This window comes from Demequina lutea (assembly GCF_013409005.1).
GTDB classification, from domain to species: domain Bacteria; phylum Actinomycetota; class Actinomycetes; order Actinomycetales; family Demequinaceae; genus Demequina; species Demequina lutea.
In genome coordinates this window covers 2,249,532-2,264,191 of record NZ_JACBZO010000001.1, presented here as the reverse complement: position 1 = coordinate 2,264,191, position 14,660 = coordinate 2,249,532, and the positions used below count along the sequence as shown (strand labels likewise).

Below are 14,660 nucleotides of genomic sequence, written 5' to 3'. Positions count from 1 at the left end.
GCAAGTCCCCACGCGGGCTCGCGCCAGTCGAGGCACCGCGTGGAGCGGCTGGATCAGGCGGCTGAGGTCTCGCGCGCTATCGCGGCGAGGAACGCGTCGATGTCGTCCTCTGAGGTGTCGAAGCTGCACATCCAGCGCACCTCGTTCTTGGCGGCGTCCCAGTCGTAGAACGCGAACACGGCGCGCAGGCGATCCGCCACGCCGTCGGGCAGGGTGGCGAAGACGCCGTTCGCCTGCGTGGGCTGCGTGAGGGTCACGCCCTTGATTGACCCGTCGGCGAGCCCCTCCTCGACACCGGCGCGCAAGCGCTGGGCCATCGCATTGGAGTGCGTGGCGTTGCGCAACCACAGGTCGCCCTCGAGCAGGGCGAGCAACTGAGCCGAGACGAAGCGCATCTTCGACGCCAGTTGCATGTCCAACTTGCGAAGGTACGTCAGGCCCTCCGATGCCTGGGGGCCCAGCACCACGATTGCCTCGCCGAGCATCGCCCCGTTCTTGGTGCCGCCATAGCTCAGCACATCCACGCCCGCGTCGCGCGTGAAGGCGCGAAGCGGCACTCCGAGCGAAGCCGCGGCATTGGAGATGCGCGCACCGTCCATGTGGAGGCGCATCCCCAGGCCGTGGGCGTGATCGGCGATCGCCGCGATCTCGTCGACGGTATACACGGTGCCGAGCTCGGTCGATTGCGTGATCGACACCACCAGCGGCTGCGCGCGATGCTCATTCCCCCAGCCCCAAGCCTCGCGGTCGATGAGTTCGGGAGTGAGCTTGCCGTCGTCCGTGGGGACGGCGAGCAGCTTGAGGCCGCCCACCTTCTCGGGCGCGCCGCCCTCGTCGGCGTTGATGTGCGCGGTGGTGGCCGTTACCACGGCGCCCCAGCGGGGGAGCATCGACTGCAGGCCGACGACGTTCGCGCCGGTGCCGTTGAACATCGGATACGCCTCGACGCCCGCGCCGAAGTGGTGGGCCATCACCTCTTGAAGGCGCGCGGTGTAGGCGTCTCCGCCGTACGCGCTCTGGTGGCCGCCGTTGGCGGCGACGATTGCGGCGAGCACCTCTGGGTGGATGCCGGAGTAATTGTCGGAGGCGAAGCCGCGCTTGGCGGGGTCATGAATGGTGGTCATGGTTGTCTAGTCTCCCAGGTCAAGGGGGCGCTGATGTCGGGGGCGGCGAAGCGCTGCGCACACCGCCCAGGTGGGATAGACACCTTGAAAACCTATCCTTGAATAACACGACATCCTATTTAAGGAGGTAGTAATATCCTTAAATATGGAGAGGTCATCTTCAGGGATCAAGGGCTGGCCAGCGCTCGACTACGAGCCTCGCCGGTGGATTCCACGCGCCGACGGAGTCTCGCGCAGAGCCGTCCTTGCGCACTCGGGACCGTATCGCGCCGCGATCACGCCGCGCATCACGGGCGCAACCGTTTCGCTGCCCAGCGCGGTCCAGGCGCTCGCGGAAGAGGCCTCCGCGCAGCTAGCGCGCGTCGATGCCACGTTGAGGACGTCAGGCATCGGCCCCTTGCCCGCGGTGCTGCTGCGCACCGAGTCCGCGTCGTCTTCGCAGATCGAGCGGCTGACGGCCTCCGCAAAGTCGCTCGCCGAGGCGGAAATCGGTGAACACCCTGGTGCGAATGCGCTGTTGGTCCTGGCGAACGTGCAAGCCATGGAGCGGGCGCTCGACTTCAACGGGGCCATCACCCTGGAATCGATCCTCGCCGTGCACGCCGCATTGATCGAGCCCGATCCACGCCACTCGCCGGGCCTGCGCGACGAACAGGTGTGGGTGGGAGGTGCCGTCGTGGGCCCGCACCGTGCCGACTTCGTGCCTCCGCACCACGACCGAGTACCCGCCGCGATGGCGGACCTCGTCGCCTTTGTGGGTCGCACGGACATTCCCGTGATCGCCCATCTTGCGCTCGCGCACGCGCAGTTCGAGACCATCCACCCCTTCGCCGACGGCAACGGCCGCACGGGGCGCGCGCTGCTACACATGATGCTCAGAGAGTCGGGTCTCACGCGCGGCTCCACCATCCCCGTCTCGGCGGGGTTGCTCCACGAGACCGATGCGTACTTCGCGGCGCTCACCGCGTATCGCGAGGGCAACATTGAGCCCATCATCGAACGCGTCGCATACGCCGCCATCTTCGCCTCAGCCCGCACGCTCGACCTCAACGACCGCCTGCAGGCGCTCGCCGACGACTGGAGACAGCGGGTCCGCGCGCGCAAGGGCGCCTCCGCCTGGCGTCTCGCGGAGATACTTCCAGCACACCCTGTGGTCACCTACGAGGTGGTTCAAGGCGCGCTGGGGGTTTCGGCGCCGACGGCCTACGCGGCGATCGACGCGCTCGCCGAAGCGGGCGTACTGGTCCCGCGAAGCGCCAACAAGCGCAACCGGGTGTGGGACGCGGTAGAGGTGCTCACGGCGCTCGACGAGTTCGCGGAAGAGGCCCGTAGGGGTTAGGGCGGCGTTGCTAAGCCGGGTTGTCGCCAATCCACCAGGCAGATGTGGCGCTGGTGACCACTTTTCGAGGCTCAGTGCACCTCAGTCGGCGCTCACGCCCACTCGCGGGGCGCGGCGAGGTCGTGAACCCGGCTTGCGTGTATCCACACCCAAGGCGACCGAGCAGCGCAACAAAGCCCAAGCGTCGGCCGGGCAAGTCCCCACCAAGCGCGGGAGGTCAGTCGGGGACGCGCGGGATCAGAGGCTCGGTGTCGTGCTGCCAGGCGGGGTCGTCGTCGCCCACGTCCTCGCGCGGTTGACCGTGCATGAACAGGCTCGCCCTCTCGACGGCCTGGATGCTCCCGGTGAAAAGCCCTGCATCACTCACGTGCTCGGGCACGGGGGTCTTCTTTGCGCGCGGCTTGGGTCGCGCGGGCTCGGCGTCGGCCCCATCAGAGGCGTCGGCCATCAGGATGCGTTGTGCGGGCGCGGCGTCGGGCGACTCGGACTGGATCCACAGCAGCATCGCCTCACGCACGTAGCAGCGCAGGTCCCACAGGCTGGGTGCGTCCTTCGCGGTCGCCAAGATGCGCACGTGCACGTAGCCCTTGGTCGCGTCGGTGACCTGTAGCACGCAGGTGCGGCCGTCATACAGGGGGGTCTCCGCGAGCACCACCTTCAGGTGCTCGCGCATGCGCTGGGGCGAGACGCGCCAGTCGAGGTCGAACTCCACCGCGCCGAGCAGCTCGGAGCCCTCACGCGTCCAGTTTTGGTACGGCGTGGAGGTGAAGTAGGTGCAGGGCAGCACCAGGCGGCGGTCGTCCCACAGGCGCAGCACCACGTAGCTCAGGGTGATCTCCTCGACCCTGCCCCATTCGTTCTCGGCGACAATGACGTCGTCCACGCGCAGCGCGTTGCTGAAAACTAGCTGAATACCAGCGAACATGTTGGCAAGTACCGATTGCGCCGCGAGGCCCGCGACCACCGAGATGATCCCCGCCGACGCGAGGATGCTCGCGCCGAGCGCGCGCACGGCGTTGAACGTAAACAGCGCCGCGCCGATCGCGATGACGATGACGAGGGCGGTCATCACGCGGCGCATGATCATGGTCTGGGTGCGCAGGCGACGCACGGCGATGTTGTGGGGGATGTCGATGCGGTGGCGGCCGAGCGCGAGGTCGGCGACGTAGCTCACCAGGGCGACGAGCAACCACGCGACGATCGCGATGGCGCCGATGGTGAACAGGTGCGACGCGGTCGGCCACCAGTCCTTCGCCTTGAGCGTGGGCGCCGAACCCACCCACAGTCCCATCCAGAGCAGCAGCGTCCAGAAGGGGCGCCGCGCCGATGCCACGAGGTTGCGCGCCCAGGCGAGCCGGCGTCCGGCGAGGTGCAACGCCAGGTGGACGACGAGCGCGACAAGGACGGCGGATCCGACACCAATTCCTGTCGTCTTCGCCAAGTCCAGCCAGTTGTCGATCATCGTTCTCCTTGGTGGTGTTTGCTACCCACGATCCTCAACGGATGGTGTTGCAGGGTTGTGACCGGCGGGTGGGGGCTTGCGCGTGGGTCCTGCCGAAGCGCCTCGGCTCCGGGCAAGCAAAAGGGGGAGGATGACCCGAAGGTCTTCCTCCCCCTCTGCGGGTTGAGCTCAGGTGAAGCTGGCTAGCTCAGGTGGAACAGTGGTCCCGTGATGGTGAGGCCCAGGTTCGCGTTCGTGACGGCGAACAGGAGGAACAGTGCGAGCGCGCCGCCCATGAGGCCGATGTTCTTGTTGAAGTTGGTCCGGTCCATCTGCTTGGCCTGAGCGTCGCTCACCTTCCAGTACGCGTGCATGAAGAAGCTGACAGGGATGAGGGTCGCGAAGACCAGTAGCGCACCGAGATCGCCGTAGATGCCCAACAGCACCATGATCGCTCCGAGGCCCATGGTGACGCCCGATGCGATGACGCCTGCCTTGCCACCGGGTGCGCCCTTGAACTTTGCGTACCCGGCCATCGCGGCGGCGTTTGTCATGTGCCCCATGGCACTGAGCAGGAAGATCAGGGCGAAGAGGATGCGGGCAATCAGGAATACGGCGTTCATGGAGATCCTTTGAGAAGTTGACAAGTCCACCAAATGTAGGAGGGCTTTGTTGCCATGTCAACCACATAGTCGCGCGTCCTATTCCAAAGGGGTCGAACGCATCCAGAGACGCGAAAAGGGGCCGAGCGCGCCGAGCGCAACTAAGGTTGCCAAGAGAGGGTGAAGGGCGGCTCTCGCAAGCTCATTGGGGGATCCATGACGAGGCTCTTCGCACTTCTTGTGGCGGTCGCGGTGTGCGTTTCCGGGTGCTCTGGAAGCACCGGGTGCGCGCGCGGTAGCGCGACTGTCGAGGGTGCGGTGCGGACCTTCCTGGTCGCCGTTCAGAATGGCGACAGGCCCACGGCGGAGTCCGAACTCCTCTACAACATGGAGTTGTCCGATCAGGAACTCGAGCAACTTCGGCAGGGCCTCGCAGGCGTCGATATTGGCTCGGTGTTCGTGAGCGTGTCGAGTGCGGTTCCTTCGACGTATCAGGTCTCGGTCACAAGGCAGGATGGCACTCTCGTTGGCCGCTACTCCGTATACGAGATGACCGAGCAGGCTCCGGGGTGCTTCGGTATGTACGAAGGACACGCCAGTGCCCCAGATCCGGGAGCAATCGTGACGCCGTCAGCCGCGTCGACGATACGTCCCTGAGTATTTGGCCCCCGCGAGAAGGTCGCCATGGATTACTTGGCCGTCGTCCTGCGTTGCCGAGACTATGACCTCACACATCACACTCAGCAATGGCACCACCATCCCCCAACTCGGATTCGGCACGTTCAAGATCGCTCCCGAGGATGCGGTCGAGACCGTGAGCACTGCACTCGACGTGGGCTTCCGGCACATCGACACGGCGCAGGGCTACCAGAACGAAGCCGAGGTGGGCGAGGCGATCGCGAACTCCGGACTCGCGCGCGAGGAGGTCTACGTCACCAGCAAGCTCGGCAACTACGTGCATCCTCGCGACGACTTGCTGCGCTCGTTCGACGAGACGCTCGAGAAGTTGCGCCTGGACAAGCTTGACCTGTTCCTCATGCACTGGCCCTTGCCCACGCGGTACGACGGTGACTTTGTCTCGACCTGGAAGGTGATGCTCGAGTTGGTCGAGGACGGCCGGTTGACCTCCGCAGGGGTGTCCAACTTTGAGCCGGCGCACCTGGCGAAGATCATCGACGCGACCGGTGTCACCCCCGTGGTGAACCAAATCGAGTTGCATCCCTACTTCCACAACGACGACGCGCGTCGCGCGTCCCAGTCGCACGGCATTGCGGTCGAGGCGTGGGGCCCGCTTGCGAAGGGAGAGGCGTTGCGCGACGCGGTGGTGGGTGAAATCGCCGCCGAGGTCGACCGCGCGGCGTCGCAAGTGGTGTTGCGCTGGCACCTTCAGCGCGGAAACATCATCTTCCCGAAGTCGATGCATCGCGAGCGCATGGTGGAGAACATGCAGATCTTTGACTTTGAACTCACCGACGGGCAGATCGCGCGCATTGACTCGCTCGACAAGGGCGCGGACGGTCGCCAGGGGCCCAACCCGAACACATTCGCAGGAATGTGAGTTGATCTGAGCGACGAAAGGGGCCGAGCGCTTGTCGGCGCCCAGCTCTTCGCTCCATGTCCCATGGACCAACGAAGGTCAGGCCTCACAAGGTCTGGCAGCCAGTCTCTAGGATCGGGCGAACGTCAACAGATCGGCCAGGTCGTCCGGGTCTCGGTCTGCACGCCGTAGCGCGGCCAGGTAGGCGGCACGGTCTGGCCCGCTGGCGTTGAGGTCCGCGCCACCCCAGGTGAACGGTTGGACGCCGATGCTCTGAGCCAGCAGGTCGGCGAACAAACGAGCGTGGCGGCCGTTGCCGTTGGGAAACGGGTGGATGGATACCAACTGGTGGTGCACGCGGATGCACGCCAACTCCGGGGTTGCCCACGCGGTTTCCGGCGCGACCCAGGTGCGGGCGTTGTCGACGAGTTCGCGCACTGCAACCGGGAGACGAGCGGGATCGACGCCGATGTTGTGCTCGGACGTGCGGTACGTCCCGGCCCAGCGCCACACCCTGCCGTACATCTGCCGATGGAGATCGCGAACGAACTGCTCGCTGAGGACGCGCTCAACGGTGTGGGCTGCGGGCGAGCGCGCGACCCAGGTGCGGGCCGCCGCGATGCCAGCTTGCTCGACGAGGTTGAGGTCCGCTCTTGTGGCGACGAAGGTGGGGATCAGGCCCTTGAACTCTTGGTCGCTGACGGGAGTAGCGCCGTCGGGCAGGGACTCGATCATGGCTCGGTCACCATGTACTGCTCTGTGCGGTACTGCTCTGTGCGCCACAAGGAGCGGGAGTCGATGAGTTCGGCGATCCGGTCCTCAACCAGGCTTTGCGTGGCCTGGGCGTTCAACGACTGGTCCTCGAGCGCCATGGTGGTGGCGACGGGGCCCAGCTCGGCGCGAGCCACCCCCTCGGCCTGCCGATGCATCTGCAGTTCCAGCGGGACTCTGGGCACGAGGGCATAGACGACGTCGCAGCCGAGCGCGTCGGCGGCCCGGGTGAGGGTGTCGAGCCCAATAGTGCCAGCCCTTTCGCTGGCCTCGAGCTTGCTGATCGCCATGCTGGTGACACCGAGGCGGGCGGCCATGTCGCGGGTCGGCATGCCCAGGGCATCACGCACGGCACGGAGCCAGCCCGCCTGCGGGCGCGCGAAAACCTCAGCCGGGAGCGTGTGCATTTGGCTTTTGCGCTGGTCGAGTTGCCGTCGGGCCCGGGGTTGCATCATCGTTGTCGGCTACTCCTCGACGACCTTGCCGCCGCCGAGGTCTGTGCAGTCCACGTCGGCCGTGAGGTGGGTTTCCAGGTAGTCGCCGATGCCCATGTCGCCCACGACGGTTGCGGCGATGTCGCCCCAGTGGTCGCGGCCCGCGAGCACGGGATGGCCAGCCTTGCCGTCGTAGTGTGCGCGTGCCAGCGTGCCGCGCGGATCGTCCACGGCGGCCCCGAGCACCTGTCGGCAGGCAGTCGCCGTCTGCTCGGGCACATTCACCAGCGTCAACAGCACCGCATCGGCGCTCGACGTGGCTGCGGCCGCAAGGCCCACGCGGAGTGCCGCAGCCTGTCCGCCCCTCCAGTCCGTCGCCACCACGGGTAGCGCGCCGCGCGGAACTAGAGCCATCGCGGCGTCGGCTCCGGCCCCCAGCACCACGATGACCTCGCGGCACCCCGCGTCGCGCAGTGCGGTGCACGCAATGTCGAGCCAGGGCGTGCCGTCGTCGGTCCTGCGAAGGGCGTACGGTCCGCCCGCTCCGACGGGCTCTCCCGCGGCAAGTACGAGACCGGTGACATCCATGCGATCCAGTCTACGGACGGCGCGCGGCGCGTGGCTCGAGGTAGCGACGGCCTTCGAGTCTTCGCGGCCGCCACCCCTTGCTCGACGCCGAAGCCCACGAGTAGGGTCATCGGGACGGGCGGACTGTGCGCCGGTCTTGAGGTCTTGCGGCCTACGTCGCAACGGGGGGCGTCGTGACGTTCAACTTTCGGTCCGGTTCGCGTGCGGTCGGGGCCCTCGGTTCTGTGGCTGCCCTCGCGCTCGTCACGGGGTGCGGTTCGGGTAGCTCGCAGGTGCGAATTGAGAATCACTGTGACGTGCCGATCCAGGCCACCTTTACGAACTTGCTGGCTGGATGGTCCGAGGCCGACGCCAGGACGAAACTGAAGTACGAAGTGGACGCCGACGGTGCGCTCGACGTGGCCGCAGGCGCGTCGTCGACTCTGGTCCTAGGGCCGCCACCCTCGCCAAAAACCCGTGTCAACGGACAAGCCTTCGTGACCATTCGTGGCGACCGTGGTGAGTGGATCATGGTGGCCCCCATGGGCGAGGAGGCGCCCCCGGGTAGCGATGTGGGATACATCAAGAATGGGGTCTTTGTGGTCGACGGCGTGCTGTGCTCGCAGGTGAGCGGCTGAGCCTCAGGCCCTGAATACGTAGCTCACCCAGGGACGCGAAAAGGGGCCGGGCGCTGCCTAAGCACCCTGCCCCTTTTCGCAGTAGAAATAGTTACGAGCGGTGCGCCTTGTAGTACGCGATGAGCGCCTGAGTCGAGGCGTCCTGGGAGGCCAGGGCGGAGTCGTCGCCCTCAACGGATTCCCGAGCGCCCGAACAACCCTGCGCCGTGCCACAGGATTCACTCAGTTTGCGCACAGGTTCGCACCCCAGACTCAAGGTATGTCAACGGCATCCAGCGCCTCAGCGCACACACCCGCACCGGCACGTGAACCTCGGACGGAGCGGCTCGGTGTCACCGCCGCCGCGGGACCCGTCCTTGATCTGGTCATTCCTGTCTTTAATGAGGTGGCGGGGCTTGAGGCGTCGGTTCGGGCCGTGTGTGCCTACCTGCGTGATGCGTTGCCGTTCAGTTGGCGGGTGACGATTGCTGATAACGCGTCGACGGATGGCACTTACGCGCTTGCGGAGCGCCTGGCCGCCGAGTTGCCGCAGGTTCGGGTGGTCCGCCTTGAGGCGAAGGGTCGCGGTCGGGCGCTGAGCACGGTGTGGTCCACGTCGGATGCCCAGGTGTTGGCATATTGCGATGTTGACCTCTCAACCAACCTGTCGGCCCTGTTGCCCCTCGTGGCCCCGCTTGTTTCTGGCCACTCCCATGTGGCGATCGGCACGCGCCTGTCACGCTCCTCCCGGGTGGTGCGCGGGCCCAAGCGCGAATTCATCTCCCGCTCCTACAACCTGTTGTTGCGCACCTCGCTTGCCGCACGGTTCTCCGACGCACAATGCGGGTTCAAGGCCATCCGTGCCGATGTGGCCCGCGAGTTACTCCCCCTTGTCCAGGACACCGGATGGTTCTTCGACACCGAACTCCTGGTGCTGGCCGAGCGGGCCGGGCTGCGCATCCACGAGGTCCCCGTCGACTGGGTCGACGACCCCGACTCGCGCGTCGACATCGTCGCCACCGCCATGGCGGACCTCAAGGGTGTGGTGCGTGTGGGCCGCGAACTGATGAGCGGAGCGCTGCCGTTACGCGAAATCGGTCAACACCTGCCGCTCGTCGGAGACTCGCAAACACGCATCGTCCAAGGCGTCGTCGTGCCTCCCGACGCGCCCCCACAAACCGCGCTGTTGCACCAGCTCGTACGATTCGCGGTCGTCGGCATCGCCTCAACCCTCGCGTTCGCGTTGCTCTTCCTCCTGCTGCGCGGCCCCATGGGCGCTCAGGCGGCGAACTTCAGCGCGCTCCTGCTGACCGCTATCGCGAACACGGCCGCGAACAGGCGAGTGACGTTCGGGTTCCGCGGTTCGACAAACGCGGCCCGCCATCAAGGCCAAGGCCTGCTCGTGTTCTTCTTCGGCTGGGCACTCACCTCCGGCTCCCTCGCACTTCTCACTGCAACGGCACCCACAGCACCCCACTCCGTTGAACTCGCCGTCCTCGTCATCGCCAACCTCGCAGCGACCGTGCTGCGCTTCGTCCTCCTGAGGCGTTGGGTCTTCCGCCCCCGCCCAGCGGCCACAACTGAAGGCGCCCGCACCGCTGTTGATCTCACCGACGCGCCCGCCGACAAGAACATCCCCGAAGGAGCACTCCGATGACCGCCTCCACAAGCGCTGACGTTCTCGACGTCGTGACACCATCCGCAGTGGTGCCCGTCGACCCGCCGACGCCGCAGGTTCACGAGCCTTTTGCGCCCGCGCCTCGCAAGCGCTGGGAGCGCCCGTCGCTCGCGGCTCTCCTGCTGGTCACCGGCGCAATGTACCTCTGGAACCTCTCTGCATCTGGGTGGGCCAACTCGTTCTACTCGGCCGCCGTGCAGGCGGGGTCGGTCAGTTGGAAGGCCTTCCTCTTCGGCGCATCGGATGCCGCGGCATCGATCACGGTTGACAAGCCGCCGGCCTCCCTGTGGGTGATGGAGCTCTCGGTTCGGGTCTTCGGGCTCAATTCGTGGTCGATGCTCGTGCCTCAGGCCCTCATGGGCGTGGCCACCGTCGGGCTCGTCTACTACTCGGTGCGCCGCTACTTCAGCGCACAAGCAGGGCTCATAGCGGGTGCCGTGTTGGCCCTCACGCCGGTCGCGGCACTGATGTTCCGCTTCAACAACCCCGACGCGCTCCTCGTGCTACTGCTCACGGGCGCCGTCGTCGCGACCCTGCGAGCCATCGAGAACGGACGCACCCGCTGGATGGTGCTCGCCGGCGTGCTCATCGGACTCGGCTTCCTCACCAAGCAACTCCAAGCAGTGCTCGTGCTTCCCGGGATCGCGGCCGTCTACCTCATCGCCGCGCCCGTGTCGCTATGGCGGCGCCTTCGCGACGGCCTCATCGCCGTCGTCGCGATGATCGTTTCCGCAGGTTGGTGGGTCGCGATCGTCGAACTCACCCCAGCCGCCAACCGGCCGTACGTCGGCGGCTCGACCGACAACTCCTTCCTCAACCTCACCTTCGGATACAACGGGCTCGGCCGGATCTTCGGCAGCGAGACGCCAACCTCCGCTGACGCGTTGGGCACGGCGCTCGGCGGGACCGCCTTCGGGGCAGCGGGTGGCGCGCCAACCGGGTTCGGCGGCGGAATGTTCAACTCGAACGTCGGCATCCTGCGGATGTTCACCGGTGACCTCGGCGGTCACATCGCGTGGCTCATCCCCACGGCCCTGATGCTCGGCCTCGCCGGTCTCTGGGTCATCGGGCGTCGTCCACGCACCGATGTTCGCCGCGCCGCCCTGTTGATCTGGGGTGCGACGCTCGTGGTCACCGGCCTCACGTTCTCCCTGATGAGCGGCATCTTCCACCAGTACTACACGGTCGCCCTCGCACCATCAATCGCGGCCCTCGTCGGCATCGGCGGCTGGCTCGTGTGGACTCGTCGGGCCGAACGCTGGGCCCTGCCGCTGCTTGCCGCAGTCTCGCTCGCCACCACCGGCTGGGCGTTCGTCATCCTCGCGAGGTCACCCGAGTGGAACCCGTGGTTGCGCTGGGTCGTGTTCGCGGTCGGCCTCGTCGCCGCGGCCGGTTTGCTTCTGGGCCGCCGGCTGGGGGCTACCGTGCTTCGCACCGGCGTCGTGCTCGCCATGGTCGCCGCCCTCGCGGGACCGACCGCCTGGACCGTGCAGACCGTCCTCAACCCCCACCAAGGTGGAGCCGTGACAACCGGTCCGGCCGTCGCGGGAACCATGTCCTTTGGCCCGGGCGGCATGGGGGCCCCGGGATTCCGGGGCGAGTTGCCCGGCGGCCCAAGCGGCACAGCCGGCCAAGTTCCTGGAGGTGCCGCCGATGGTCAGGCGGCGTTGCCAGGCGGGCAGCAGATTCCATCGCTGCCGATCGGCGGCGCGAACGGCGCACCGGGCATGCCCGGCGCCACGTCCGTCAGCGACGCGATGACTTCAATGCTCTTGGAGAATGCCGACTCCTACACCTGGGTCGCGGCCACCACGGGTGCCGAGAACGCCGCGAGCTACCAGCTGTCCACCGAGAAGTCGGTCATGCCGATCGGCGGCTTTAGCGGGTCAGACCCATCACCGACGCTCGCCCAGTTCCAGGCATACGTCGCCAACGGTCAGATCCACTACTTCATCGCCAGTTCGTCCGGCTTCGGTGGTGGCGGCCCCCAGATGGGTGGCGGCGAGGGCGGGTCGTCGTCTATTGCGACCTGGGTGAGCGCGAACTTCACCGCCCAGACCGTCGACGGGGTGACGTTATACGACCTCACGGCACCGGTCGGCTGAGTTCCGACGAACTGAGCGACGCTCGGGGGACCCGCAGCAGAGGGGATGGGCAAGGAACCCTGGTGCGTGGCCCCTCGCATTGGTACCGTCGATGCAGGAGGTTTGATGGGACTCAGCGGGACGAGCAGTTGGCGCCTTGAGTTGAATGACACTCAACTCTTGTATGTCGCGCTGTACATCAGAGATGTCGCTGGCATACAGGTTCCCGTCGATCCGAGCGTTCCACCGTCGTTGCGAAATGTCGCGCACGGCGTCGCGCCGGACCCTCACGTCGACGCGGCCGCCTTGAGCTCGCAATGGTTGGACTGGTGGCGGTCCCTCGTGGCCTTCGAAGTCGAGAACTTTGCGGCGGTCCGCGCGGCGCAAATGAGCCACGTGCCTGCGCAGGACCGGATGCGGGAACTCGCCGACGCGCATGCAGCAGTCTTCGACCCCCCGGAATTCGCCTCCCTCGCGGGCTCACCAGACATGCGCGAGGTTGCTGCCCTTCGCTTCAGAGAGGCGCTTGAGTGGTTCTCGGGCCGCTCTGGCACGCCGCGACACTCCCGCCTGGAGACTCCCGCGACTTCTCACGCCGTCATCGTGCGCGCGGCCGAGGGTGTCGCCGCCGAACGCGGCGTCGACCTTGACCGCCTCGACGCGGCCATCGAAGTGCTCGACGTGTCGGGCCCCTGGGTCCACGTCGCGGCGCCGGGCTACGTGTTGTGCTCGGCCGAGCTGGCTCGGGACGACGACGCGGCGGAGGACGTGGTCCGCAGGGCGTTCACCTCCGGGCTGGACGCGCCTCCCCGAACCTAGCGCCTGCCGCGTCGCGCGAGTAGCGCGATATGCAGCGCGGTCTGGGTCTCGCCGTCGTCAAGATCGGCGTCTAGAAGCGACGCGATGATCGCGAGGCGCTGGTAGAACACCGATCGCGACAAGTGCGATGCCTTCGCCGCCGCCGTGCGATTGCTTGGGTGCGCGAGCATCGCGGCGAGCACGAGTTCGAGGTCCCCGCCAGCACGGGCGTCGTGCTCAATCAGGGGAGCGAGCATGCGCTCGCCGTGGTCGAGCAGCCGGTGATCGTCTCGCAGACTGTTGAGCAGGTGCGCGAGCGGGCGCTCGTCTGCCCATCGCACCCGCGCGCCTGGACCGTGGTCCGCGCCAGCGTCCGCGGCATGATCGATTGCGTCCCGCATCGAGGCAAGTGCTTCGTCGACGCCCGAGGCGGCCCTTCCGATCGTGAGCGTCGTGCGCGGGCCATCACCGAGGGCCTTGAGCAACGCGCGGGCGGAGCCGCCGTCGAGGTCGTGCAATTGCGGCATGGAGACCAGGGCCACTGTCATGGCGGCGCGGCCGCCGTCGACGGGAAGCGCCCTCGCGACAGCACCGATCGCGCGGGCGGCGGCCTCGACAGCGGCGGCAGGGGCACTCGTGCCCGACAAGGCGATTCCGTACATGCGCCTGCCCGCAACGGGCAGTCCCGACGCCTCGAGCCTCGCTTCCGCGTCGGCCGTCGTCGCGAAGCGCCCCTCGAGAAGGCCTTCCAGCAGGCCCCTCCTGGCGATGCGATTCCATTCCTCGGCACCGCCCTCGGCGAGGCAGCCGATAGCGAGTGCGATCGCGCCCTGTTCGAGAACATTCCGTCGCCCTGCGGGGTGCGGCGCGCCTGGAAGGGCGACGAGGTTTCCCCACCTCGTACCTCGGGCATCGACGGGGACGATGAGCCAGTCCGTCTCCGCGGGTGCGGCCGCGCCGGCCGCTCGTGAACGACGCTCCCAATCGGCGAGGACGGCCTCGTCAGATCCGTCGACCACTTCCGCGGCGATCACCTCGTGGGCGAGGTTTTCCAGGATGACGGGAGACGCGAGAGTGCGCGCCAGTTGGGTGACCACGTGGTCGGCGGGAGCGCCACGGAGAGCGAGCGCGGTGAAGCGCTCCCTGACCTTGGCGTGCGCACGCAGTGCCTCCATTTGGCTGCCGATGATCCGGCTGTGGATCGCGGCGGTGAGGTTGACGAACTTCACCTCACTGCGCAAGACCGCAAACGGAAGGCCGAGGCGCGCCGCCGCCGTGCGTGCCGCGGCGGGGGCTTCGGCGTAGCGAGACCCGAGTTCGAGCACGAGCGCGGCCAGGCCCGCGGCGTGGAGACGTTCCACGAAGGTCTCGAGCGCGTCATCCTCGGTGGGCCACGCCGAGCCCGTGGAGAGCAGCATCTCGCCGCCTTCGAGCAGCCTGGCGACGTCGGCGCTGTCGGAGGTGTGTACCCAGCGCACCTTGGTGTCGAGTGCGGCGTGGCCCTCGATCACCTCGGGGTGGCCCTGCTTGAACGCGGGCTCCTCGAGGGCCTCGGCGACGGTCGGTAGTGCGTCGAGGCCCGACTGATCGGCATTCGTCGCATCCGTACGGAATGTCCGAATGGTGGTCACATCGCGACGGTCAGAGGAGGGCACGGCTCGATTCTAT

At 67.2% G+C, this 14,660-nt stretch carries 14 protein-coding genes; 7 read left to right on the top strand and 7 right to left on the bottom strand.

Features of this window, described 5'->3' with window-relative positions; genetic code table 11:
- Positions 1–53: 53 nt before the first annotated feature.
- Entirely contained in the window at positions 54–1,124 is a 1,071-nt protein-coding gene (locus BKA03_RS10910) for a threonine aldolase family protein (protein ID WP_062076244.1), read from the bottom strand.
- A gap of 145 nt (positions 1,125–1,269) precedes the next feature.
- On the opposite strand from BKA03_RS10910, the gene BKA03_RS10905 reads away from it, so the two are divergent.
- Positions 1,270–2,463 (top strand): Fic family protein, encoded by a 1,194-nt coding sequence (locus BKA03_RS10905; RefSeq protein WP_083972117.1) that lies wholly within the window; start codon positions 1,270–1,272, stop codon positions 2,461–2,463.
- A gap of 217 nt (positions 2,464–2,680) precedes the next feature.
- Here BKA03_RS10905 and BKA03_RS10900 read toward each other — a convergent pair whose 3' ends face one another.
- Positions 2,681–3,925, bottom strand: coding sequence for a mechanosensitive ion channel family protein (locus BKA03_RS10900; RefSeq protein WP_062076243.1), 1,245 nt, complete (start codon positions 3,923–3,925; stop codon positions 2,681–2,683).
- 182 nt (positions 3,926–4,107) lie between these two features.
- Complete coding sequence (locus tag BKA03_RS10895; RefSeq protein ID WP_062076242.1) at positions 4,108–4,527, bottom strand: DoxX family protein; 420 nt, start codon at positions 4,525–4,527, stop codon at positions 4,108–4,110.
- A 195-nt stretch (positions 4,528–4,722) separates the two neighbouring features.
- Here BKA03_RS10895 and BKA03_RS10890 point away from each other — a divergent pair, with 195 nt between their 5' ends.
- Positions 4,723–5,163, top strand: a complete 441-nt coding sequence (locus BKA03_RS10890) for a hypothetical protein (protein WP_152649647.1) — start codon at positions 4,723–4,725, stop codon at positions 5,161–5,163.
- 64 nt (positions 5,164–5,227) lie between these two features.
- Positions 5,228–6,064: an aldo/keto reductase gene (locus BKA03_RS10885; protein WP_062076240.1), complete on the top strand. Its 837-nt coding sequence runs from the start codon at positions 5,228–5,230 to the stop codon at positions 6,062–6,064.
- Between the two features lie 108 nt (positions 6,065–6,172).
- Here BKA03_RS10885 and BKA03_RS10880 read toward each other — a convergent pair whose 3' ends face one another.
- The 3 genes from BKA03_RS10880 to BKA03_RS10870 are packed head-to-tail and all read right to left on the bottom strand — an operon-like array spanning position 6,173 to position 7,836.
- A complete protein-coding gene (locus BKA03_RS10880; RefSeq protein ID WP_062076239.1) occupies positions 6,173–6,778 on the bottom strand; it encodes a mobile mystery protein B in 606 nt (201 codons plus the stop codon).
- Positions 6,775–7,269, bottom strand: coding sequence for a mobile mystery protein A (locus BKA03_RS10875; protein ID WP_062076238.1), 495 nt, complete (start codon positions 7,267–7,269; stop codon positions 6,775–6,777). The genes BKA03_RS10880 and BKA03_RS10875 overlap by 4 nt, the downstream gene beginning before the upstream one ends.
- Positions 7,270–7,278: 9 nt before the next feature.
- Positions 7,279–7,836, bottom strand: a complete 558-nt coding sequence (locus BKA03_RS10870; RefSeq protein WP_062076237.1) for a nucleotidyltransferase family protein — start codon at positions 7,834–7,836, stop codon at positions 7,279–7,281.
- A 173-nt stretch (positions 7,837–8,009) separates the two neighbouring features.
- On the opposite strand from BKA03_RS10870, the gene BKA03_RS10865 reads away from it, so the two are divergent.
- The 4 genes from BKA03_RS10865 to BKA03_RS10850 all read left to right on the top strand — a co-directional run bounded on the left by BKA03_RS10865 (position 8,010) and on the right by BKA03_RS10850 (position 13,013).
- On the top strand, positions 8,010–8,453 hold the full coding sequence (locus BKA03_RS10865) for a hypothetical protein (protein WP_062076236.1): 444 nt from the start codon (positions 8,010–8,012) through the stop codon (positions 8,451–8,453).
- 259 nt (positions 8,454–8,712) lie between these two features.
- Entirely contained in the window at positions 8,713–10,089 is a 1,377-nt protein-coding gene (locus BKA03_RS10860; protein WP_179398086.1) for a bifunctional glycosyltransferase family 2/GtrA family protein, read from the top strand.
- Positions 10,086–12,215, top strand: a complete 2,130-nt coding sequence (locus tag BKA03_RS10855) for a glycosyltransferase family 39 protein (RefSeq protein ID WP_062076175.1) — start codon at positions 10,086–10,088, stop codon at positions 12,213–12,215. Before BKA03_RS10860 ends, BKA03_RS10855 begins: the two co-directional genes overlap by 4 nt.
- 66 nt (positions 12,216–12,281) lie before the next feature.
- On the top strand, positions 12,282–13,013 hold the full coding sequence (locus BKA03_RS10850; RefSeq protein ID WP_152649639.1) for a hypothetical protein: 732 nt from the start codon (positions 12,282–12,284) through the stop codon (positions 13,011–13,013).
- Here BKA03_RS10850 and BKA03_RS15730 read toward each other — a convergent pair.
- On the bottom strand, positions 13,010–14,647 hold the full coding sequence (locus BKA03_RS15730) for a PucR family transcriptional regulator (RefSeq protein WP_238579482.1): 1,638 nt from the start codon (positions 14,645–14,647) through the stop codon (positions 13,010–13,012). The two genes, BKA03_RS10850 and BKA03_RS15730, sit on opposite strands and share 4 nt — an antisense overlap.
- Positions 14,648–14,660 lie beyond the last annotated feature (13 nt).